Raw genomic sequence first — 22055 nt, 5'->3', positions numbered from 1 at the left:
GCGGTTGCCCACGGGTTGCACGAAAGAAGAATATTAGCGGCTGCGTTGCAGTTCTATGCCAACGGCGGCGCAGTCTGAAAAGGCATTGGGTTTGCTGATACGGATTTTAACCCGGCTGATTTCGGCGAATTCGGCAAGCAGCCGGTCGACCACTTGTTCGATCAACGTTTCAAGCAGGTTGACGTGCGCCTGGGTGCATTCTTGCACGATGGCGTTGCGCAGCAGCCGGTAGTCCAGGACGGTCTGGATGTTTTGGTCGTGCACTTGCTGGGTGACGTCGACGTCGATTTCCGCATCGATATGCAGGGGCTGCGTTGCGCGCAACTCATGCTCGAGAATCCCGATGCGGGCGTCAAGCGCTAGTTGCGAGAAGAAAATGCGGCGTGTGGACATATTGCGTAGGCCTTAACAGGATGGCGCAATTGTAGTTCGATTACGTGATGCCGCAAGAATTTGGTAAGGTAGGCAGTCTAGCAGGCAGAAGGCTGCCAAGCGGTAAGGAAGGGACGGAGCGCAATGCAGGCAAAAAAATACGATGCAATGATTATTGGCGGTGGACCTGCGGGGGTGTCCTGCGCGGTGTGGCTGGCGCGCCTGGGCTTGGCGCCGGTTTTGCTTGAAGCGGGCAGCCGGATCGGAGGGCTGTGCCGGATCAATCCGTTTCAGGACGACTGGAACGCATCGCTGCCTGGCATGACGGGAATGCAGGTTGCCGATAATCTGGAGTTAAGCCTGAAGCAAGCCGGCGTGCCGGCCTTGCTGTCGCATGCGGTCGAGCGCGTCGAACATGAGGACGACTGCTTTGCTGCAACGAAAGCGGGCGAACCGGGCGACGTCGTGCGCGCTACGCATCTGGTGTTGGCTACCGGTGTCACGGCCCGCCGTCTGCCGGAAATGGCCGCTACGCCGGTCATGCGCTTCGAAGAAAGATCCACGCTGGGCAGCGCGGCTGATGCGGCGCCGGGCGTGCTTGTCGGGCCAGGCGTGCATATCGTGGCCCAGGATTTCAAGCAAAAGCGGGTTGCCGTGCTGGGCGGAGGCGATAACGCATTCGAGAATGCCTTGTACGCCATGCAGCATGGGGCGGCCTGCGTGGATGTATATGCACGCAGCGTGCGCGCGCAGCAGCAATTTGTACGCCAGGTTCCCGCCGAAAGAGTGCGCGAGGGCGCATACCGCATCGACGCCCAGGCCCGTACGGTCGATGGGCAGCATTACGATTTGATCATGGTGTTCTACGGCTGGGAACCCAGTACGCATTTTGCCGACAGCCTGAATCTGCGCCGTACCGCGCAAGGCTATATTGAAACCGACAGCGTCATGGCCCAGACCAGTTGCCCCAGGGTATATGCCATTGGCGAGGTCACTCAGCGCCAGCATCCATGCGTGGTTACGGCCCTGGCCGACGGCATCACCGCCGCCAAGGCTATTCAGGCCAGCATCGAGCGAAGCGCGGCCTGATAGCCGCCAGCACGTTCGGAACAGGCCCGTCAGTGTAAAGCGACGATGCCATCAACGCTTGATTACCGATGACATGCGCAGCCGCTGCGACCGGCTTGTCCCTTGGCGATCAAGCCATAACCGGCGCCAGCGTGCATTCGGTCTTCTCGGGCTCGGCCAAGATTGCTTCAAAAGCCCGCAGCTCATCGCGCCTGAACACGTGAATGGTTATCGTGTCTCCGGGCCGGTATGCCTGCAACAGGCGGTCGAGCCCGTTCTCGGGCACGCGCAGGCCGTTGACCGCAACCACGATGTCTCCGGCGCAAAGGCCGGCGCGGTGCGCGGCCCCGCCTTCGAAGACCGTAGCCAATTGCGTTTCGCCGTGCGCGCTGCGCGTGCGCACATCCAGCGAGGGCAGCTTTGATGCGGCCTGCCATTCAAGTTTGATGCCTTGTTGCGCCAGCATGGCTTGCAGCGGTATGTCTTCGCGCCCTTCTGCGTAGCGGGCGATGAAATCGGAAGCGTCGACGCCGGTGGCTTCGCGTATCAGCCTGGGCATGGCTTTTTCGGGCACGCCCGTGCCGCCGCCCTGATAGAAGCCGCGTCCGTAGCGGTCCCACAACAGGCGCATGACATCGTCCAGCGAGCGGCTGCCGCCCGATTCGCGGCGGATAAGCAAGTCCAGCCCCAGCGCCACCAAAGATCCCTTGGTGTAGTAGCTGACCAACGCATTGGGCGAGTTTTCATCCTGCTTGTAATAGCGCGTCCAGGCGTCGAACGAACTTTCCGCCACCGACTGCTTGTGGCGTCCCGGCGAGCGCCGCACGCCGCTGATGGTTTTGGCAATAAGGCGCAGGTAGTCGGCCCGGCCGATAGCGCCCGAACGCAACAGCATCAGGTCGTCGTAGTAAGACGTGAAGCCCTCGAAAACCCAGAGCAGGCGTGTGTGATTTTCGTGGCTTAAATCGTAGGGCGCGAATGCCGCGGGCTTGATGCGCTTGACGTTCCAGGTGTGGAAGTATTCGTGGCTGACCAGCCCCAGGAAGGCCTGGTAGCCTTCGCCGGCGTCGCCGCAGCCCAGCGTGGGCAGATCCTTGCGCGCGGCCATCAAGGCCGTCGAGGCGCGGTGTTCCAGCCCGCCATAGCCGTCGGCCGTGACCATGGTCATGAAAACATAGCGGTCGGACGAGTCCAGGAAGGGCGCTTGTTTGCTGTCGGGTTCGAACAAGGCTATCTGGGCTGCACAGATTTTTTGAACGTCCGCGGCGATGCGCTTGAGGTCGAGGTTGGGCACCACGCCGGTGAACACCATTTCGTGTTCGGCGCCATGAGCCCGAAAGCGCACGACTTGCGGCGTGCCCATTTCGACCGGATGGTCGATAAGCGCATCATAGTCCGGAGCCGTATAGCGTCCGAAGCCATGGCGGTGCGCGCTGCCCGGATGCCCGGCGGCCTCGGGCAGGCTGGTGTGGACCTTCCAGTTGCGCGCGTGCGGCGGAGGCAGCAGCTCTAGATTGCAGGGCTGGTCTTCATGCCCGGCCGGACATAGGAATACACTGGCCCCATTGAAGAAAGCATGGGTCTGGTCGAAGTGCGCACCGCGTACCGAAAGATCCCAGGCGTAGACGGTATATTCAATATGCAGCGGCCCATTGCACGGCGCGCATCGCCATGTGTGGTTGCCGGTTTTGATTATGCTTACCGCCTTGCCTCGGCTGGCGGCCTTGATGCTGAGGATCTGGCGCGAGAAATCGCGTATCAAGTAGCTGCCCGGAATCCAGGCGGGAAGCGAGAGCTCCTGGCCTTTTGGGGCGGGGGTTCGAATGGACAGTTCGACCTTGAAGCGGTGGCTCGCGGGGTCGAATGGCGTTAGGCGGTAAAGTAACGGTTTTTTGTTCATCCCTTTATAGTACTGTGCAAGGAGTCAATATGACCGCAGCGTTGGTAAAAACTGAAATTCGCGGCCGCGTGGGGCTGGCGACTCTGGACCGGCCGAAGGCATTGAATGCATTAAGCAATGAGGTGATCGGCGAGCTGGCCAAGGCCTTGCGCGAGTTCGACGCCGACGAGGCGGTCGGGGCCATTGTGCTGACCGGCAGCGAAAAGGCATTTGCGGCCGGCGCGGATATTGCCGCCATGCAGCCCTGGTCGTATGCCGACGTGTATTCGCAGGATTATCTGGGGCACGACTGGGAGTCGCTGCGCCGCATCCGCAAGCCCATTATTGCCGCGGTGTCGGGCTATGCATTGGGCGGCGGTTGCGAACTGGCCATGCTGTGCGACTTCATTATTGCGGCCGAAAATGCCCGTTTCGGCCAGCCCGAAATCAACCTTGGCATTATCCCGGGATTTGGCGGAACGCAGCGCCTGGTGCGGGCCATAGGCAAGGCCAAGGCCATGGACATGATACTTACCGGCCGGATGATTACCGCCGCCGAAGCCGAGCTTGCGGGCCTGGTGTCGCGGGTCGTGCCCGTGGACCGCTTGCTGGATGATGCGCTTGAAACGGCGGCGCTTATCGCCTCTAAGTCCTTGCCGTCGGTGATGATGGCCAAAGAGTGCATCAATCGCGCCTTCGAGACGCCATTGGACGAAGGTCTGCTGTTCGAACGCCGCAACTTTCATGCATTGTTTGCCACGGAAGATCAAAAGGAAGGCATGGCCGCCTTTCTTGGCAAGCGTAGTCCTGAATTTAAAAATCGCTAGTCTGCGAAGGGCAGGCACCGCCGTTTTTGTTGCGCGGCAAGGTGTGCGGGACGAATGTTCCGCCGATGCAACAAAACGGCGACCTTACGATTTGCTTACTATCAAAAAATAAAGTTATACTCCATGGGTTTGACGCAGCACCAACGGAGAGGGCAGTGGATTCCAGGCTGGTACTTAGCGAAGCCGATCGCGCTACCTTGAAGTTCAAGGCGGGTCGCGGTCTGATCCGGGTCTTGGCGGCCCAGGCGGTCATGGGGCTTGCCGCTGCGCTAATTTCCTGGGTAATCGCGGGTTTGGATGCCGGTGCCTCGGCCCTTATTGGGGCGGGCGCCTATTTTGTGCCCAACGCGCTTTTTGCAATGCGCCTGCTGCTTGGGTTGCTTGCATCCAAACCGGCAAGTCCGGTCGCCTTTTTTATGGGCGAAATCATCAAGCTTGGTTCCGCCGTTGTGCTGCTGGCTTTGGCAGTGCATTTTTGGCAAAGCTGGCTGGTGTGGCCAGCCCTGTTGTTCGGGCTGGTTTGCGTACTGAAGGGCTACGTGCTGCTTATGCTGTTTCATAAGTTGCCGTAAGCAGGTTACACAATTTCATGGGCATGATGCACGTTCTGGCGTCATGCTCTCGTTTTAAGTTAACAGGTAAGGGTTCCGATGGCTGCTAGTGATATTTCGCCTCAGTCTGAGTATATTCAGCATCATTTGGTCCATTTGAACAATCTCGGCGAAAAGCAATCGGCTATCGCGGACTTCAGCGTCATCAACTACGACTCGCTGTTCTGGTCGTTGCTGATGGGGCTTATCGTTGTCTTCTTCCTGTGGCGCGCCGCCAAGGCCGCAACCACCGGCGTTCCGGGCCGCTTCCAGGTTGCCGTCGAAATGCTCGTGGGCATGGTCGAAGATGAAGCCAAAAGCATAGTTCCCAATGCCAAGTCGCGTGCGTTCGTTGCGCCGCTGTGCCTGACGATTTTCCTGTGGATCATCCTGATGAACACGCTCGACCTGGTTCCGGTCGACCTGTTCGGCTGGGTTACCCAGTTGCTTGGCCTGGCCAATCATCATAACGATCCCCTGTACTACCACCGTATTTTGCCGACGGCCGACTTGAACGTGCCCATGGGCATGTCGCTGGGCGTGTTGCTGCTGACCATTTACTACGGCATCAAAATCAAGAGCCCGGGCGGTTTCGTCAAAGAACTGTTTACGGCGCCTTTTCATGGCCATGGTGTTGTAGGTTTGCTGCTTGTTCCATTCAACCTTTTGTTGAACCTCATGGAGTACGCCGCAAAGACTGTGTCGCTTGGGATGCGGTTGTTCGGCAACATGTTTGCCGGCGAATTGCTTTTCTTGCTTATCGCCTTGCTGGGCGGGGCATGGACCGGGTTCGATGGCACAAGCATCGGCTTGGGCATAGGCCAGGTTGTGGCAGGGTCGATATGGGCTATTTTCCATATCCTGATCGTTCTGCTGCAGGCTTATATCTTCATGATGCTGGCCCTGGTGTATGTGGGTCTGGCTCACGAAGGCCATTAACGAATTTCCGTTTCGGACCGGCATGGCCGGCCCGGGGCGGGGCGCAAGATCCTCTTGCACAGAAGTTTCATATTGAAGTTTTCTTTTTGACTTTTTGATTACACGGTTTTTAACCAAGGAGTTGTTATGACCAACGTTGCTCTCGTTGCTCTGGCTTGCGGTATTATTGTTGGATTGGGTGCATTCGGCGCCAGTATCGGTATTGCCCTGATGGGCGGTAAATATCTGGAAGCCTCGGCTCGCCAGCCCGAGTTGATGAACGCTTTGCAGACCAAGATGTTCCTGTTGGCCGGCCTGATCGACGCAGCCTTCCTGATCGGCGTTGGTATCGCCATGTTGTTTGCTTTCGCCAATCCGTTCGTCGGCTAAGCGAAATGGCCCGCATTTCTGCGGGTAAAGCAGTCGTTTGCGGTGCCCGGTATGGGTGCCGCGGCGATTTGGACATTCGGCATCGCGCAATATGGCACGATGCCCGTGGTATTAAAGGGAAACGACCGTGAATTTAAACGCGACTCTCTTTTTTCAGATGATCGTGTTTTTCGTTCTGGGCTGGTTTACGATGAAATTCGTATGGCCTCCCATGACGAAAGCCATGGACGATCGCCGTCAAAAAATTGCCGATGGCCTCGCGGCCGCCGACAAGGGCAAGGCCGATCTGGCCCAGGCCCAGGCGCGCATCAGTCTGATAGAAGCTTCCGCTAAAACCGATAATCATGCCCGCATTCTCGAAGCCGAGAAGCAGTCGGCCAGCATCATCGACGAAGCTCGTCGTGAGGCCGAAGCGGAAAAGGCTCGAATCATTGCCCAGGCCAAGCTTGATGCTGCCCAGGAAGTTCAGCGTGCGCGCGATGCGTTGCGTGCCGACGTAGCCACTTTGGCTGTCCAGGGCGCCGAGCAGATTCTCAAACGAGAAGTCAATGCACAGGCACACGCCGAGCTGTTGAATCAGCTCAAGGCACAACTCTAATCAGGGCGGGCCATGGCTGAATTATCTACTATTGCCAGACCTTACGCCGAAGCGCTGTTCGCTACGGCTAAGGAAGACCAGCAAGGCTTGGCCTCCTGGTCGGAACTGGTCAACCAGCTTGCCGCTGTTGCAAGCCTGGAAGATGTGCGCGAAGCATTGACAGACCCGCGCTTGAATAACGCGCAACGCACCGAACTGTTTTGCGGACTCATCAAGTTGGCGCTTTCCGAAAAAGCACGCAGCTTTATCGGCTTGTTGGTCAACAACGACCGTATTTTGTTGCTGCCGCAAATCGCAGAGCAATTCGATGCGCTCAAGAACCAGCTCGAAGGCTCCGCCCTTGCTGAAATCACCAGCGCGTTTGCGCTGGACGAGGCGCAAGTTCAAGAGCTCGTAACGGGTCTTGAAAAGAAGTTTGGCCTTAAACTCAAGCCGGCCGTCACGGTCGACCCTGCCCTGATCGGCGGCGTCCGCGTGGTAGTCGGTGATCAAGTACTCGATACTTCCGTGCAGGCCCAATTGGCCCGCATGCGCGATACGCTGGCCGCTTGAAGCGGGCCGGATAACAGGATTCCAGGAGTCTGAACATGCAACTTAACCCGTCAGAGATCAGCGAGCTGCTCAAAAGCCGTATCGAAGGCTTGGGCGCGTCGACCGACGTACGTACGCAAGGCACGGTTGTTTCCGTGACCGACGGTATTACCCGTATCCACGGCTTGTCCGATGTGATGCAGGGCGAAATGCTTGAGTTCCCCAATAACGTGTTCGGCCTTGCGCTGAACCTAGAGCGCGACTCCGTCGGCGCCGTTATTCTGGGCGACTACACCGGCGTCTCCGAAGGCGACCCGGTCAAAACCACCGGCCGCATTCTTGAAGTGCCGGTCGGTCCCGAACTGCGCGGCCGTGTTGTCGACGCATTGGGCAACCCCATCGACGGCAAAGGTCCGATCAACGCCAAGGCTACCGATATCATCGAAAAAGTAGCCCCCGGCGTTATCGCCCGCCAGTCGGTCGACCAGCCTTTGCAAACCGGCATCAAGGCTATCGACTCCATGGTGCCTATCGGCCGCGGCCAGCGCGAGCTGATCATCGGCGACCGTCAAACGGGTAAAACCGCGGTTGCCATCGACACCATCATCAGCCAGAAGGGCAAGAACGTTACCTGCGTGTACGTTGCCATCGGCCAGAAGGCGTCCACCATCAACAACGTCGTGCGCAAGCTCGAAGAGTTCGGTGCGCTGGAATACACCATAGTCGTGGCCGCCGCCGCTTCCGATTCAGCCGCCATGCAGTACTTGTCCGCCTATGCGGGCTGCACCATGGGCGAATACTTCCGCGACCGCGGCGAAGACGCGCTTATCGTGTATGACGACTTGACCAAGCAGGCTTGGGCCTATCGCCAGGTTTCGTTGTTGCTGCGCCGTCCTCCAGGGCGCGAAGCCTACCCTGGCGACGTGTTCTATCTGCACTCCCGCCTGCTCGAGCGCGCAGCCCGCGTCAATGCCGACTACGTCGAAAACTTCACCAAGGGCGAAGTCAAAGGCAAGACCGGTTCATTGACCGCACTGCCCATCATCGAGACGCAAGCCGGCGACGTATCCGCTTTCGTGCCGACCAACGTAATTTCGATTACCGATGGCCAGATCTTCCTTGAAACCGACTTGTTCAACGCCGGTGTGCGTCCTCCCATCAACGCCGGTATTTCCGTGTCGCGAGTCGGTGGCGCCGCCCAGACCAAGGTCATCAAGAAGCTTGCCGGCGGTATTCGTACCGACTTGGCCCAGTACCGTGAATTGGCCGCATTCGCCCAGTTTGCCTCCGACCTCGACGAAGCTACCCGCCGTCAGCTGGAGCGCGGCAAGCGCGTGGTCGAGCTGCTGAAGCAGCCGCAGTATCAGCCTTTGCAGGTTTGGGAACTGGCCGTTACGTTGTACACCGTCACCAAGGGCTACCTTGACGACATCGACGTTGCGCAGATCCTGCCCTTCGAAAAGGCGCTTAAAGACAGCCTCAAGTCCAAGCATGAAGCCCTGGTTCAGCGTATCGAAGACAAGAAAGAATTGTCCAAAGAAGATGACGCCGAATTGGCCGCTGCCGTGGAAGAGTTCAAAAAGCACGGTGCTTATTAAGTTTGATTGGCGGGGGCAGCGGGGTTGAAACCCTGTTTGCCCGAACGTAAGGTGGGGCTGGCGCAAGCCGCCCCGCAGCAACGCCCTGACAGGAAGTGCGATGGCCGGAATTAAGGAAATTCGAACAAAGATCAAGAGCGTGCAAAACACGAGCAAGATCACTAAAGCCATGGAGATGGTGGCTGCATCCAAAATGCGCAAGGCGCAGGACCGGATGCGGGCCGGCCGTCCCTATGCGACCAAGGTACGAGAAATCGCCGCCAACCTGATGCAAGCGCATCCCGACTATCACCATGCCTACATGGATGATCGCGGCAAGGCTTCGGCGGTGGGTATCGTGCTGGTCAGTACCGACAAGGGCTTGTGCGGTGGTCTTAACACCAACATTACCCGCCTGGTGCTGAACCGCATCAAAGAGTTCAAGGAAGATGGCGTCAAGGTCCAGGCTACGGCCTTGGGCAACAAGGGTCTTAGCTTTCTGACTCGTATCGGCGTTGACCTGGTCTCGCAAGAAGTGCAATTGGGCGATACGCCCAACCTTGAACGCCTTATCGGCGCCATCAAGGTGCAGCTTGACGATTTTGTCGATGGCAAAATCGATGCGGTGTACATTGCGACCAACCGTTTCGTCAATACGATGAAGCAGGATCCCAGCTTCATCCGTTTGCTGCCTTTGCCCAGCGGCCTGGCCGATCCCTTCCAGGCTGGCGAGTTCGGCCAGGAACAGCAAGCGGACACCAAGTCGCAATACGGCTGGGACTACATCTACGAGCCCGACTCGAAAACCGTCATCGACGATTTGCTTATGCGATATGTCGAAGGTTTGGTGTACCAGGCCGTCGCGGAAAACATGGCTTCCGAGCAGTCCGCTCGCATGGTGGCCATGAAGGCTGCATCCGATAACGCCAAGAAAATCATCGGCGATCTGCAACTGGTTTACAACAAAACCCGTCAGGCCGCCATTACGAAAGAAATTTCAGAAATCGTCGGGGGCGCTGCCGCTGTTTAATACAGAAGGGCATCCCGTCAAAGATATTTAGCAAGGACTAAACATGAGCAACGGTACCATCGTTCAGTGCATCGGCGCCGTGGTGGATATTCAGTTCCCCCGCGACAGCATTCCAAAAATTTACGACGCGCTCAAGCTCGTCGATACCAGCTCCGAGTTCGCCGAAGCCGGTCTTACCTTTGAAGTCCAGCAGCAGCTGGGCGACGGCGTGGTTCGCACCATCGCCATGGGCTCGTCCGACGGCCTGCGCCGCGGTATGGACGTTGCCAACTCCGGCGCGCCGATTTCGGTGCCGGTCGGCATGGGCACCCTGGGTCGCATCATGGATGTGCTGGGCCGTCCTATCGACGAGCGCGGTCCCATCCAAAGCGAAGAGTTGCGCTCCATTCACCAGGACGCGCCCAAGTTCGACGAACTGTCGCCTTCAGTAGAATTGCTTGAAACCGGCATCAAGGTTATTGACCTGGTCTGCCCGTTTGCCAAGGGCGGCAAGGTCGGCCTGTTCGGCGGCGCCGGCGTGGGCAAGACCGTTAACATGCTTGAGCTCATCAACAATATCGCCAAGGCGCACAGCGGCTTGTCGGTGTTTGCCGGTGTGGGTGAACGTACCCGCGAAGGTAACGACTTCTACCACGAAATGGCCGAAGCGGGCGTTATCAAGCTGGACAACTTGTCCGAATCGAAAGTGGCCATGGTGTTCGGCCAGATGAACGAGCCTCCCGGCAACCGTCTGCGCGTTGCGCTCTCGGGCCTGACCATGGCCGAGAAGTTCCGCGACGAAGGCCGCGACATCCTTTTCTTCGTCGACAACATCTATCGCTACACCCTGGCCGGTACCGAAGTTTCGGCACTGCTGGGCCGTATGCCTTCGGCCGTGGGTTACCAGCCTACGCTGGCCGAAGAAATGGGCAAGCTGCAAGAACGTATTACCTCGACGAAAACCGGCTCCATTACATCGATTCAGGCCGTTTACGTGCCCGCCGATGACTTGACCGACCCGTCGCCCGCCACGACGTTCCAGCACTTGGACTCCACCGTTGTGTTGTCGCGCGATATCGCCGCGCTGGGTATCTACCCGGCCGTCGATCCTCTTGACTCCAGCAGCCGCCAGCTTGACCCGCAAGTTGTGGGCGAAGAGCACTACGGCGTTGCGCGCGGTGTTCAGCAGATTCTGCAGCGCTACAAAGAATTGCGCGACATTATCGCCATTCTGGGCATGGACGAGCTGTCGCCGGAAGACAAGCAGGCCGTTGCGCGCGCCCGCAAGATCCAGCGCTTCCTGTCGCAGCCTTTCCACGTTGCTGAAGTGTTTACCGGCTCTCCCGGAAAATACGTTCCGCTGGCTGAAACCCTGCGTGGCTTCAAGATGATTGTCGACGGCGAATGCGATGCGTTGCCCGAGCAGGCGTTCTACATGGTCGGCTCCATCGACGAAGCTTTCGAGAAAGCCAAGACACTGTAATCTAAGGGACTTTATATGGCCACCTTGCATATTGACGTAGTCAGCGCAGAAGAATCGATTTTCTCCGGCGAGGCGAAATTCGTGGTTCTGCCTGGCGAGTCGGGTGAGCTGGGCATCATGCCCGGCCATACGCCGCTTATTTCGCGGATTCGCCCCGGCACGGTCAAGATCGTGCTGGCCGACGGCAGCGGCGAAGAAAGCATCTTCGTTGCCGGCGGTATTCTTGAAGTTCAGCCCGGTGGCGTCACGGTCTTGTCCGATACGGCCATCCGCGCCGCCGACCTGGACGAAGCCAAGGCTTTGGCTGCGCGCGAACAAGCAGAAGAGGCCTTGCGCAACGCCAAAGACAAGGCCGATATCGCTGTTGTCGAGGCCGAGCTTGCCATGCTGGCGGCGCAAGCCGCGGCTGCGCGCCGTCTTAGCCAGACGCGCAGGCATTAATCGTCGCCCGTTCAAAAAAACGACCTTCGGGTCGTTTTTTTTATGCATTGCGGCCTGGCGCCTAGGGCTTGTCCCCTACGTACTTTCCGATTTAAGAGTTTTCCGTATTGCTGGTTCTTGGTTCGGTGCCTATTCTTGTTCCACAAAAGGTTTCGACTCAACCGGACAACAGGAGGGGACTTCCATGAGAGAGCGTTTAGATTGCGCAGTGTTCAGCACTTCATGCAATGACGAATGGGCACAGGGCTGGCTAGGCGTCCATGCCGGGGGCCGCTTGCATATCAGAATCGCCGCATCCGGCATCGACATACATCACCCCAACGCCAATGCCTTGCTGGGCCAGTCCGAAATGCTGCTGCGTCGTTTCGACGTCTGCCTGGTGCCTGTCTGCGCGCAGAACCTGTCCTGGCTGCGCACCAGCCTGCAGGCTGCTTATCCGCTGCAAACGCCCGTGCTGGCGCTGGTGCGCGATTTAAAGGCGGCGGCGCTGGACGATCTCTACAATCTTGGGCTGGCCGATTTCGTAAAGGGCCCGCTATGCCCCGAAGAGCTGCGTGTCCGGATCGAGCGCCTGCTTACCATGCGCCGCTACCGCGCCGCCGTTCCGGGCATGCAGGCCGGGCAGGGCGTCAGCGAATGCCCGCCCGCGCGGCCCGATGCTCCCATACCCGAGGCAGGCTGCACCGAAGAAGAGCTCTGTTCGACTATACTAGAGCGCACCGGCCTTGAGCTTGATGCTTTTGCCGTTGCGTCGGCTTCTCGCAGCACCTCTTCGCGCGAGTCTTTTCGCGTCGCAAAAAACAAAGTCATCGAACGATTTGAACGTGCGTACATCAATGCCGCGCTGGGCCGGCATTCGGGCAATATTGCCATGGCTGCGCGTGCTGCCCAAAAACACCGAAGAGCCTTCTGGGCGCTGATGCGCAAGTATCAAATCGATGCTGCGTCTTATCGCCCCGAGGCCGCAACTAAAGTATTACCAGGCGGGTAAAATGCCCCCAGTCTATCTACAAGGATTGTCGTGCCATTTCCAACTTTGCAAAACGATGTATTTCTGCGCGCCCTGATGCGCGAGCCGGTTCCGTATACTCCGCTATGGCTAATGCGCCAAGCGGGGCGCTATCTTCCCGAATACAACGAAACCCGCGCCAAAGCCGGGTCGTTTCTTGGGCTGGCACAGAACCCGGAATATGCTTGCGAGGTCACGTTGCAGCCATTGCGGCGCTTCGAGCTGGATGCGGCCATTCTGTTTTCCGACATCCTGACCATTCCTCACGCCATGGGCCTGGGGCTGGACTTTCTTGCTGGCGAAGGCCCGAAGTTCAGCAAGCCGCTGCGCACCGAAGCCGATGTGGCCAAGCTGGCCGTACCCGACATGTCGGCGTTGCAGTATGTATTCGACGCCGTCACGCTTATCCGCAAAGAGTTGCACGGCAAGGTGCCCCTTATTGGTTTCGCGGGCAGTCCCTGGACTGTAGGCTGCTACATGGTCGAAGGCCAGGGCTCCAGCGACTATCGCCTTATCAAGACCATGCTGTACCAGCGTCCCGACCTTCTGCACCGTATCCTGGAAGTCAACGCCCAGGCTACAGTGCAGTACCTGAACGCCCAGATCGAAGCCGGTGCACAAGCGGTCATGATCTTCGACAGTTGGGGCGGCGTATTGGCCGATGGCCAGTTCCAGGAATTCTCGCTGGCCTATACGCGCAAGGTGGTGCAGTCTCTTACCCGGCATAGCGACGGCCGGGCGGTGCCCGTTATCGTCTTTACCAAGGGCGGCGGCCTCTGGCTGGAAGAAATCGCCGCCGTGGGGGCCGACGCGATGGGGCTGGATTGGACGGTCAATTTAGCGCAAGCGCGCCAGCGGGTGGGCGATTCGGTGGCCTTGCAGGGCAATCTGGACCCCATGGCCTTGTTCGGCGGCGAAGAAGCCATAAGGACTCAGGCGCGCCGCGTCATCGACGATTTCGGGGCCGTGGGCAAAGGCGGCCACGTCTTCAATCTGGGGCATGGGATTTCACGTTTTACACCGCCCGAAGCGGTTGCAATACTTACCGACGAGGTGCACAAGCATAGTCGCGGCAAGCACTGATTATTGCAAAGCCAAAGCCACTAAGCGCTTGTTTTTAAAAGGGTGTGGCGGTAAGTTGTACACAAGTTTTGCCGCTACGCACAAATTTTTCCAACAGCTTAGATACAATCTCTTTGTGTGCTGCAACACATTGATTCTACGGCGTTAAAAATTCAATTTCGATTATTTCAATTAAAATTCAGTAGTTGTAGTAATTGACATTAGCTAAGTTGTTAATTTGTTTTTCCCCAAAGTTATCCACAGGCTGGAGTGGCATGGTGGGTCTACATGCCGCCGCCGGCATTTAACGTCGTTTTCCAGAAATTACTTTAAGTATTAATGATCGATACTCTCAATTCAGATCCGCCGTCAAGCGAGCCCCAGGCCTCGTCCGACGACTGTTTTTGGTTGAGGGTGGCTATCGACGTGCCGCTGGCGGGTTTGTTCGACTATCGTTGCGCCCATGCGGTTGCGCCGGGTTGCCGGGTCATTGTGCCGTTCGGGCGGCGCAAGCTGATGGGCATTGTGGTCGAAACTCCCGACACGCCCTCGTTCGAGGCCAAGCAGGTGCGCGAGGTCGACGAGGTGCTCGACGACTTACCGCCTTTTCCGTCCGACTGGATGCGCATGGCGGCTTTTGCGGCGCAATACTATCAACGTCCCTTGGGCGAGGTCATGCTGCCCACTTTGCCGGCTGGCTTGCGCAAGGTAACCGCGTACCAGGGCAAGCGTTCGGCCGGAGGGCCGGTACGCCGCCTTGACAAGCGCGCCTCCAAGAGCAGCCCCAAGCCGATTCAGGCCAAAGAGGCACCTGCGCTCAACGAAGAACAAATCCAGGCGGTGCAGGCCATCGACGCCATAACAGGCTATAAGGCGGTGCTGCTGCATGGCGTAACAGGCAGCGGCAAGACCGAAGTATATCTGCGCGCCGCGCAAACCGTGCTCGCCCGAGGCCGCCAGGTATTGTTCATGGTGCCCGAAATCAATCTGACTCCTCAACTGGAGCAGTCCCTGCGTTCCAGCCTGGCCGTAGCGGCCGGGCCCGACAGCCTGGCGGTGCTGCACAGCGGGCTGTCCGATGGCGAGCGCTTGCGCGCATGGTTGCGCGTGCAGCGCGGCGAAGCGCGCATCTTGCTCGGAACGCGCCTGTCTATTTTTACGCCCATGCCCGACTTGGGGCTGATCATCGTCGATGAAGAGCACGATACCTCTTACAAGCAGCAAGAAGGCTTGCGTTATTCGGCGCGCGACCTGGCGGTCTGGCGCGCCCATGATCGCGACATCCCGGTCGTGCTTGGGTCGGCTACTCCATCGCTGGAATCCTGGGCGCATGCGCAGCGCGGCAACTACTTGAAGCTGTCCCTGGAGCATCGGGCTCGCGACGTCGAACTGCCGGTGGTGCAGTTGGTGGACACCCGCCGCCTTGCGATGCAGCAGGGGTTTTCCCCGCAGCTCATCGAAGCCATTCAAGGGCGGCTGGAACACGGCGAGCAGTCGCTGGTGTTCCTGAACCGGCGCGGTTATGCGCCGGTGCTGAATTGCGGGTCTTGCGGTTGGGTCAGCCAATGCCCGCGTTGCACGGCCTATACGGTGCTGCACCGCGCGGGCGCCAGACGCAATTATTTGCAGTGCCACCATTGCGGCTATCAGGCGCGGGTGCCGGCGTCCTGTCCCGATTGCGGCGACCAGGACCTGCATCCCATGGGGCGCGGTACCCAGCGTGTCGAAGAATATTTGGCCGAGCTGTTCCCCGAGGCGCGCATCGCGCGTATCGACGCCGACAGCACCCGCCTGAAGGGCAGCGCCGAGGCACTGTTTGCCAAGGTGCACGCCGGTGAAATAGACATCCTGGTGGGTACGCAAATGGTGGCGAAAGGCCACGATTTTGCCAATCTTGGCCTGGTGGGGGTATTGAACGCCGACGGCATGCTGTTTGCGCAAGACTTCCGGGCGCCCGAGCGTTTGTTTGCGCAGTTGATGCAGGTGGCCGGCCGTGCCGGCCGCCACGTGCGGGGCGGCAAGGTAATCATTCAAACCGACTACCCGGAACAGCCTGTTTACCAGGCATTGGTCAAGCACGACTATGTGGGCTTTGCCCGCTACGGCCTGGAAGAGCGCGAGGCTATCGGCTTGCCTCCGTATGCCTTCCAGGCGCTATTGACGGCCGAGGCGCGCGAACTGGCAACCGCCATCGAGTTCCTCACGCAGGCAAGGGCTTTGCCCGAACAGTCGCCCGACGCGTACTACATGGCTTCGGCAATTACCTTGTACGACCCGGTGCCGTTAAGAGTGCTGCGCGTGGCCAACATCGAGCGTGCGCAATTGTTGATTGAAAGCGCGCAGCGGCCGGCTCTGCAGGCGTTTCTGGCGCAATGGTCCGTGTCGTTGCCTGAACTGGCCGGCGGCCATCGGGTGCGCTGGCAACTAGAAGTGGATCCTCTGGAAATCTGACATGAGTGTTTCGGTTTCGCCCGTAGGGCATACCTTGCCATCGAACTTGAACGCGGTGCAACGCGAGGCGGTACTGTATTTAAGCGGACCTTGCCTGGTGCTGGCCGGCGCGGGCAGCGGCAAAACGCGGGTCATCACCCAGAAAATGGCTTACCTGCTGCGCGAGTGCGGCTACATGGGCCGCCAGATCGTTGCGCTGACCTTTACCAACAAGGCCGCCCGCGAAATGGGCGAGCGCGTGAAAACACTGGTCGACGCCAAGCTGGCCAAAGGCCTGATCATCAGCACCTTCCATTCTTTGGGGGTGCGTTTCCTGCGTGAAGAAGCGGCTCACGTCGGGCTCAAGCCGCAGTTTTCCATCCTGGATTCCACCGACGCCCTGGCGATTATCCAGGAAATGCTGGCAACCACCGACAAGGCGCGTTTGCGCGCGGTCCAGCAGACGATATCGCTGTGGAAGAACGCGCTCATGGACCCCGACGCCGCCGACCGCGCCGCCGCCACGCCCAGCGAGGCCGAAGCCGCCAAGATATACCGCAATTACAACGCCACCCTGGAAGCCTACCAGTCGGTCGATTTCGACGACCTGATCCGTTTGCCGGCATTGCTGCTGCAAAGCAATCAGGCGGTGCGCGAGCGCTGGCAGGCCAGGGTGCAGTATCTGTTGGTGGACGAGTACCAGGACACCAACGAATGCCAGTATCGTTTGGTGCAAATGTTGACCGGCAGCCGGGCCATGTTCACCGCGGTGGGCGACGACGACCAGGCCATTTACGCCTGGCGCGGCGCGACGGTAGAAAATCTGGCCAAACTAACCACCGATTACGAGAACCTCAAGATCGTCAAGCTAGAGCAAAACTATCGCTCTGTGCAGCGCATTCTTTCGGCGGCCAATGCGGTAATCAGCAAGAACCCCAATCTTTTCGGCAAGAAGCTGTGGTCCGACCTGGGCGTGGGCGAGCCCATCCAGGTCAGCGCCATGGACACCGACGAGGTCGAGGCCGAGTCCATTGCCATCCGCATTTCGGCCGAGCGCTTCGAGCGCAAGGCGCAATGGAAGGACTTTGCCGTGCTGTACCGCAGCAACCAGCAGGCGCGCGTCATGGAACAGGCACTGCGCAATTTGCGCATCCCCTATACGATTTCAGGCGGGCAAAGCTTTTTCGACAAAGCCGAAATCCGCGACGTGCTGGCCTATTTGCGGCTTATCTCCAACGACGACGACGACCCGGCGTTCATCCGCGCGGTCACGACTCCGCGGCGCGGCATCGGCCAGGTTACCTTGCAAACACTGGGGCAGTTTGCCGCGGAACGGCAGTTGTCCTTGTTTGCCGCTTTATTCGAAATAGGACAAACTGAACGTCTGCCGGCCAAGCAACTGGAACCGTTGAAAGTATTCGGGGCCTTCATCCAACGCATCCAGGAACGCGCAGGGCGGCGCCACTCGCAACAGGTTGCCGCCTCGGCCGAACCGGCCGGCGCCATTCTCGACGACTTGCTCGGCGCGATCCAGTACGAGCGCTATCTTTATGACACGCTGGAAGAGCGCGCAGCGCAGTCGCGCTGGCAGAACGTGCTGGAATTGCTGGGGTGGCTTAAGCGCAAGGCCGATGAAGACGAACTGAATTTGTTCGAGCTAGTCCAGCACGTGGCGCTGGTCACCATGCTCGAGCGCGGCGACGACGATGAACCCGATGCGGTCAAGCTGTCGACGCTGCACGCCTCGAAGGGGCTGGAATACCCGCATGTGTTCCTGATTGGCGTCGAAGAAGGGCTGTTGCCCCACATGGGGCGCGACGAAGAGGACGGCGACCCCGCCAAGGCGGCCGAGTCGCTGGCGGCGCGCATCCAGGAAGAACGGCGCCTGATGTACGTGGGCATTACGCGGGCGCAGCGTACCTTGCATCTTACCTGGTGCAAGAAACGGCGCCGAGCCCGCGAGGACATAGTGCGCGAGCCTTCGCGCTTTATCGACGAGATGGGCCTGTCGGCCATCAAGATGCAGGAAGATCCCGAACTTCAGTCCCTTAGCCCGAAGCAGCGGCTGGGCATGCTGAAGGCCTTGTTGAACAAAGGTGCTACATAACAAAACGCCCGAAACCGGTTACGGAATCGGGCGTGGTGCATCCGGCGGATCGGTCCGGCCGGTCAGGCGTATTTGGATGCGGTGATCTGTGCGTTGTGGGCGCGCGCCTGGGCCAAAGCCTTGCCTGCCGCGCGGCAATACGAAGCCAGCTTCAAAAACACCTTTTCCAGGCCCAGCACAACATTGCGTGCCGATTCGCGCAAGGACACTGGGCTGCCCTGGTTCAAGGCGCGGCGTACAAGCATGCGCTCTTGCGCATCGCTCATGTAGGTGTAGGTCGTATAAGTGGTGTAGTTAAGCAGGCTCATGATCTCTCTCTTTGTTATCGTGTTCCATCGTTAGTTCTATATTAGGGTAAACCCTAGATTTAAGCAAGGAAAAACCTAGGGTTTACCCTAGATTCACATTAAAGGGCCGATTAGCGTTGTTATTTAGGGCAAATGCGGTTTGCAAAACGTTGGAAGCAGTGGGTTTTTTGTGGCCACGTGCAACCGGTCGCCGCATGTTTAGTCTTGGGGCAGCGTCCCGGGCGGAATCCGATTATCATTTAGGGCTGGTCTGCGGCGTGTGTTGTGCGGCGGGCCGCATATAGTGTCAAGAGCGGTTTCAAGGGCTGTCGCTGCGCTGTGCAGCGCCCGAAGCTTGACCCCATTGGCGGGAATGATTGGAGCAGGAAGGGATGAACGAGATTAAAACAATAGGCATAGTTGGCGCTGGCGCCATGGGGCGCGGTATTGCGCAAATTGCGGCGCAGGCCGGACTGGAAGTTCTGCTGTTCGACGTGAACGCGCAGGCCGTGGCCGCGGCGCGCGAAAACTTGCAGCAGATGTGGTCGAAGCTGGCCGGCAAGGGCAAGATTTCCGACGAACTGGCGGCGGCTTCGCTGGAGCGGGTTACGCCTTGTTCCCAGCTGCAGGACATGAGCCGGGCCGACCTGGTGGTCGAGGCTATCGTCGAGCGCCTGGATGTCAAGCGCGAACTGTTTCAGCAACTGGAAGCCATCGTAGCGCCAAGCTGCATCCTGGCTTCCAATACATCGTCCTTGTCTATTACCGCCATTGCGGCGGGCTGCAAGCAGCCGGGCCGAGTGGCCGGCTACCATTTCTTCAATCCCGTGCCGCTGATGAAAGTCGTCGAGATCATCGACGGTCTGCGTACCGAGCCCGAAGTGGGCGACGCCTTGATGACACTGGCGCGCCGCATGGGGCATACGCCTGTGCGGGCCAAGGACATGCCGGGGTTTATCGTCAATCATGCGGGCCGCGGCATGAATATCGAAGGACTGCGCCTGGCCCAGGAAGCCGTTGCGCCCTTTTATCAAGTGGACGCCATCATGCGCGAGCAGGCCGGCTTTCGCATGGGGCCGTTCGAGCTGCTGGACCTTACCGCGCTGGACGTCTCGCATCCCGTCATGGAGTCCATTTATCATCAGTTCTACGACGAGCCGCGCTTTCGGCCTTCGCCGATAACCGCCGTGCGCTTTGCCGGCGGCTTGCTGGGCCGCAAGACGGGTGAAGGCTTTTATCGCTATCCGGAAGGCAAGCAGCAGGTGCCGCAGGCGCCCGCCGTGCCCGAGTTGGCGCCGGGACTGCGGGTTTGGGTTGCGCCTTATCATTCGGTCGGCCACAAGCGGGCGTCGGCCCTGCTGCGCGATCTGGGTGTGGGCGTCATTGCAACCGACACGCCGCCGTCGGATGCGCTGATTGTGGTTACGCCTTACGGCGAAGATACATCCAGCGTGGTGGGCAAGCACCAGCTTGACGGCGAACGCACAGTCGCGCTGGATACCTTCTTTGGTCTTGAAAAGGGCAAGCGCCGCGTTGTGATGTGTTCGCCGGCAACATTGCCGCAATGGCGCGATGCCGCACACGCTTTGTTTGCGTCCGACGGCACGGCGGTTTCGGTTATCGACGACTCGGCCGGCTTTGTCGGCCAGCGCATGGTGGCCAGCATAGTCAATGTGGCGTGCGATATTGCGCAGCAAACCATTGCCTCGCCCGAAGACATCGGTTTGGCGGTGTCGCTCGGCCTGGGCTATCCCATGGGCGGGCCCTTGAGCATGGGCGACACGCTTGGTGCCGCGCATGTGCTGGAAATCCTGCGCGCCATGTACAAGGTAACCGGCGACTCCCGTTATCGCGCCAGCCTGTGGCTGCAGCGCCGAGTGCAGCTTGGCCTGCCGCTAAGCGCCAGCCCAGCGTGCGTCGCCCGCTAGAAGGGGATTGAAGCCGGCCATGCCTGGCCGCTGAGTGGCCAGGCGCAGCGCCTTCGAATTCGCATTTGAACGCTGCCGCTCGCCGGAGGCAAAAAAAAGGAGCCCAAGGCTCCTTTTGTGTTTGGGCGGTTGCTTCGCCGCCCAGGCCATAACCAGACGGCCGGCCGGCTTATTTCGCTGCCTGCACCATGTATTCGACTGCGGCATGTACTTCGGCGTCGGTGGCTTGCGAGCCGCCGCGCGGAGGCATTGCGCCTTTGCCGTGGATGGCGATTTCAACCATGTGGTCTATGCCGGTAGCGATCAGCGGAGCCCAGGCGGCTTTGTCGCCGAACTTGGGTGCGCCGGCTACACCGGCGGCGTGGCAGGCAAAGCAAACGGACTTGTATAGTTTTTCGCCAGCGGGATCGATGGTGGCCGATGCTGCAGCGGCGGGTGCTGCTGCAGGTGCCGCGGCGGCAGGCTTGGCTGCTTCGGCCTTGGGCGCCGCCGGAGCAGGCGCAGCCGCTGCGGGCGCGGGCGTAGCGGCCGGGGCAGCTGCTTTGGCGGCGGGCTGGGCGGCTTTTTCCTGGGCGGGTTCGGCGGGTTCTTTGAACGAAGCGCCCGATTTGTTGGCCATGTACACGACGGCGCGTTCGACTTCAAAGTCGCTTAGGGAGGGATTGCCACCCTTGGGAGGCATGGCGCCTTTGCCGTGCAAGGCGATTTTTACCATGGCGTCGTAGCCGGTTTTGATCAGCGGAGCCCAGGCCGAGCTGTCGCCGATTTTAGGCGCGCCCGCGACGCCGGCCGTATGGCAAGCGGTACAGGTGGACTCGAAGACCTGCTGGCCAGTCTTGAATACCTTGGGCGCATTGGCGTCGACCAGGCTGAACCCGGCTACCGGCTTGATGCGCGATGCAATGGCTTCGCTGCTTTGCGCATTGGAACCCGACCCGGTGATGTCTCCGGCCGCAACCAGGTTGACGAGCATGACAATAATGATAATAGGGACGAGGAAAGCCAAGATGACAGTGACAATCAGTTGTTTTGGCGTCTTGATGAGGCCTTCATGCCCCCCTTCCAGGGTTGCTTCGATGCGGTCTTCCGTATTATTCATGTCGAGTCCTGCGCGTTCACGACCTGAGGCTTCTTTTGCCAGAGATCCAAGGCGGTTAATTACTGAGGTGCATGCACACAAGGCGCATTGCTGCGAATTTTAAAGCGAATCAAGGTAGCGATTATACCGGGACTGTTGCGTAAATGCAGGCATGCCCATTCGCGAAATGCAATTATTCGAATTGAAAAGCCCCGCGCCGCGAGGTGAAGCAACATAAAACACGCTACAATGCTGTCCTTTGGCGCCCGTAGTTCAATGGATAGAATGAGAGTTTCCGAAGCTCTTGATACAGGTTCGATTCCTGTCGGGCGCGCCACTATCAAATTGCCCCCTTTAAAGTGATCTAAAGTCTTGAAAGGTAAGGAGAAACTGGGGGTTCTAAACCCTTCGTTTCTTGTATAGGCCAGCCGCTCGGTGAAGGCCAGTTTGAGGACGGTCCGCTTGTCCTCT

Annotated in this window: 20 protein-coding genes and 1 tRNA gene; 17 read left to right on the top strand and 4 right to left on the bottom strand. The window is 59.2% G+C overall.

Going from position 1 to position 22055, the window contains the following annotated elements:
• Positions 1–33: 33 nt before the first annotated feature.
• Entirely contained in the window at positions 34–393 is a 360-nt protein-coding gene (folB, locus tag DFR37_RS10030) for a dihydroneopterin aldolase (protein WP_113933105.1), read from the bottom strand.
• Between the two features lie 123 nt (positions 394–516).
• On the opposite strand from folB, the gene DFR37_RS10025 reads away from it, so the two are divergent.
• Positions 517–1461: an NAD(P)/FAD-dependent oxidoreductase gene (locus DFR37_RS10025; RefSeq protein WP_113933104.1), complete on the top strand. Its 945-nt coding sequence runs from the start codon at positions 517–519 to the stop codon at positions 1459–1461.
• A gap of 109 nt (positions 1462–1570) precedes the next feature.
• Here the strand turns inward: DFR37_RS10025 and DFR37_RS10020 are convergent, their stop codons facing one another.
• Complete coding sequence (locus DFR37_RS10020) at positions 1571–3340, bottom strand: M61 family metallopeptidase (protein ID WP_113933103.1); 1770 nt, start codon at positions 3338–3340, stop codon at positions 1571–1573.
• A gap of 29 nt (positions 3341–3369) precedes the next feature.
• Here DFR37_RS10020 and DFR37_RS10015 point away from each other — a divergent pair, with 29 nt between their 5' ends.
• From DFR37_RS10015 to DFR37_RS09950, 14 genes are all read left to right on the top strand, one after another.
• Positions 3370–4146, top strand: a complete 777-nt coding sequence (locus tag DFR37_RS10015) for an enoyl-CoA hydratase (RefSeq protein ID WP_113933102.1) — start codon at positions 3370–3372, stop codon at positions 4144–4146.
• A 155-nt stretch (positions 4147–4301) separates the two neighbouring features.
• Positions 4302–4718 (top strand): ATP synthase subunit I, encoded by a 417-nt coding sequence (locus DFR37_RS10010; RefSeq protein ID WP_242341787.1) that lies wholly within the window; start codon positions 4302–4304, stop codon positions 4716–4718.
• A gap of 78 nt (positions 4719–4796) precedes the next feature.
• Positions 4797–5675, top strand: coding sequence for a F0F1 ATP synthase subunit A (atpB, locus tag DFR37_RS10005; protein WP_113933101.1), 879 nt, complete (start codon positions 4797–4799; stop codon positions 5673–5675).
• A 126-nt stretch (positions 5676–5801) separates the two neighbouring features.
• The gene (gene atpE / locus DFR37_RS10000; protein WP_113933100.1) at positions 5802–6044 is read left to right on the top strand and encodes a F0F1 ATP synthase subunit C; all 243 of its coding nucleotides are present in this window, start codon (positions 5802–5804) and stop codon (positions 6042–6044) included.
• 127 nt (positions 6045–6171) lie between these two features.
• Positions 6172–6642: a F0F1 ATP synthase subunit B gene (locus tag DFR37_RS09995; protein ID WP_113933099.1), complete on the top strand. Its 471-nt coding sequence runs from the start codon at positions 6172–6174 to the stop codon at positions 6640–6642.
• 12 nt (positions 6643–6654) lie between these two features.
• Complete coding sequence (locus tag DFR37_RS09990) at positions 6655–7194, top strand: F0F1 ATP synthase subunit delta (protein WP_113933098.1); 540 nt, start codon at positions 6655–6657, stop codon at positions 7192–7194.
• A 35-nt stretch (positions 7195–7229) separates the two neighbouring features.
• Positions 7230–8771: a F0F1 ATP synthase subunit alpha gene (atpA, locus tag DFR37_RS09985; protein ID WP_113933097.1), complete on the top strand. Its 1542-nt coding sequence runs from the start codon at positions 7230–7232 to the stop codon at positions 8769–8771.
• Positions 8772–8871: 100 nt separating this feature from the next.
• Positions 8872–9780 carry a F0F1 ATP synthase subunit gamma gene (gene atpG / locus DFR37_RS09980; RefSeq protein WP_113933096.1) on the top strand — a complete coding sequence of 303 codons (909 nt, stop codon included), beginning with the start codon at positions 8872–8874 and terminating at the stop codon, positions 9778–9780.
• 43 nt (positions 9781–9823) lie between these two features.
• A complete protein-coding gene (gene atpD, locus DFR37_RS09975) occupies positions 9824–11242 on the top strand; it encodes a F0F1 ATP synthase subunit beta (protein ID WP_113933095.1) in 1419 nt (472 codons plus the stop codon).
• Between the two features lie 15 nt (positions 11243–11257).
• Positions 11258–11683: a F0F1 ATP synthase subunit epsilon gene (locus DFR37_RS09970; protein ID WP_113933094.1), complete on the top strand. Its 426-nt coding sequence runs from the start codon at positions 11258–11260 to the stop codon at positions 11681–11683.
• 184 nt (positions 11684–11867) lie between these two features.
• Positions 11868–12674, top strand: a complete 807-nt coding sequence (locus tag DFR37_RS09965; protein WP_242341788.1) for a hypothetical protein — start codon at positions 11868–11870, stop codon at positions 12672–12674.
• Positions 12675–12704: 30 nt separating this feature from the next.
• A complete protein-coding gene (hemE, locus tag DFR37_RS09960; protein WP_113933093.1) occupies positions 12705–13775 on the top strand; it encodes a uroporphyrinogen decarboxylase in 1071 nt (356 codons plus the stop codon).
• Between the two features lie 318 nt (positions 13776–14093).
• Positions 14094–16205 (top strand): primosomal protein N', encoded by a 2112-nt coding sequence (locus DFR37_RS09955; RefSeq protein WP_113933092.1) that lies wholly within the window; start codon positions 14094–14096, stop codon positions 16203–16205.
• A 1-nt stretch (position 16206) separates the two neighbouring features.
• Entirely contained in the window at positions 16207–18291 is a 2085-nt protein-coding gene (locus tag DFR37_RS09950; protein ID WP_113933091.1) for a UvrD-helicase domain-containing protein, read from the top strand.
• Between the two features lie 62 nt (positions 18292–18353).
• Here DFR37_RS09950 and DFR37_RS09945 read toward each other — a convergent pair whose 3' ends face one another.
• On the bottom strand, positions 18354–18599 hold the full coding sequence (locus DFR37_RS09945; RefSeq protein WP_113933090.1) for a hypothetical protein: 246 nt from the start codon (positions 18597–18599) through the stop codon (positions 18354–18356).
• A gap of 371 nt (positions 18600–18970) precedes the next feature.
• Between DFR37_RS09945 and DFR37_RS09940 the strand changes: the two genes are divergently transcribed.
• Positions 18971–20506, top strand: a complete 1536-nt coding sequence (locus DFR37_RS09940; RefSeq protein ID WP_113933089.1) for a 3-hydroxyacyl-CoA dehydrogenase — start codon at positions 18971–18973, stop codon at positions 20504–20506.
• 169 nt (positions 20507–20675) lie between these two features.
• Here DFR37_RS09940 and DFR37_RS09930 read toward each other — a convergent pair whose 3' ends face one another.
• Entirely contained in the window at positions 20676–21605 is a 930-nt protein-coding gene (locus tag DFR37_RS09930) for a c-type cytochrome (RefSeq protein ID WP_113933087.1), read from the bottom strand.
• Positions 21606–21846: 241 nt separating this feature from the next.
• Between DFR37_RS09930 and DFR37_RS09925 the strand changes: the two genes are divergently transcribed.
• Positions 21847–21921 (top strand) — tRNA-Arg (locus DFR37_RS09925).
• Positions 21922–22055 lie beyond the last annotated feature (134 nt).

It is taken from the genome of Eoetvoesiella caeni (assembly GCF_003315175.1).
Lineage (GTDB): Bacteria > Pseudomonadota > Gammaproteobacteria > Burkholderiales > Burkholderiaceae_B > Eoetvoesia > Eoetvoesia caeni.
Note: the sequence above shows the minus strand (reverse complement) of the source record. Positions and strands in the feature narration are given on the sequence as shown.

Coding starts and splice junctions, on each gene's coding strand:
- folB (WP_113933105.1), bottom strand. CDS start 393: ATGTCCACACGCCGCATTTTCTTCTCGCAACTAGCGCTTGACGCCCGC.
- DFR37_RS10025 (WP_113933104.1), top strand. CDS start 517: ATGCAGGCAAAAAAATACGATGCAATGATTATTGGCGGTGGACCTGCG.
- DFR37_RS10020 (WP_113933103.1), bottom strand. CDS start 3,340: ATGAACAAAAAACCGTTACTTTACCGCCTAACGCCATTCGACCCCGCG.
- DFR37_RS10015 (WP_113933102.1), top strand. CDS start 3,370: ATGACCGCAGCGTTGGTAAAAACTGAAATTCGCGGCCGCGTGGGGCTG.
- atpB (WP_113933101.1), top strand. CDS start 4,797: ATGGCTGCTAGTGATATTTCGCCTCAGTCTGAGTATATTCAGCATCAT.
- atpE (WP_113933100.1), top strand. CDS start 5,802: ATGACCAACGTTGCTCTCGTTGCTCTGGCTTGCGGTATTATTGTTGGA.
- DFR37_RS09990 (WP_113933098.1), top strand. CDS start 6,655: ATGGCTGAATTATCTACTATTGCCAGACCTTACGCCGAAGCGCTGTTC.
- atpA (WP_113933097.1), top strand. CDS start 7,230: ATGCAACTTAACCCGTCAGAGATCAGCGAGCTGCTCAAAAGCCGTATC.
- atpG (WP_113933096.1), top strand. CDS start 8,872: ATGGCCGGAATTAAGGAAATTCGAACAAAGATCAAGAGCGTGCAAAAC.
- atpD (WP_113933095.1), top strand. CDS start 9,824: ATGAGCAACGGTACCATCGTTCAGTGCATCGGCGCCGTGGTGGATATT.
- DFR37_RS09970 (WP_113933094.1), top strand. CDS start 11,258: ATGGCCACCTTGCATATTGACGTAGTCAGCGCAGAAGAATCGATTTTC.
- DFR37_RS09965 (WP_242341788.1), top strand. CDS start 11,868: ATGAGAGAGCGTTTAGATTGCGCAGTGTTCAGCACTTCATGCAATGAC.
- DFR37_RS09955 (WP_113933092.1), top strand. CDS start 14,094: ATGATCGATACTCTCAATTCAGATCCGCCGTCAAGCGAGCCCCAGGCC.
- DFR37_RS09950 (WP_113933091.1), top strand. CDS start 16,207: ATGAGTGTTTCGGTTTCGCCCGTAGGGCATACCTTGCCATCGAACTTG.
- DFR37_RS09945 (WP_113933090.1), bottom strand. CDS start 18,599: ATGAGCCTGCTTAACTACACCACTTATACGACCTACACCTACATGAGC.
- DFR37_RS09940 (WP_113933089.1), top strand. CDS start 18,971: ATGAACGAGATTAAAACAATAGGCATAGTTGGCGCTGGCGCCATGGGG.
- DFR37_RS09930 (WP_113933087.1), bottom strand. CDS start 21,605: ATGAATAATACGGAAGACCGCATCGAAGCAACCCTGGAAGGGGGGCAT.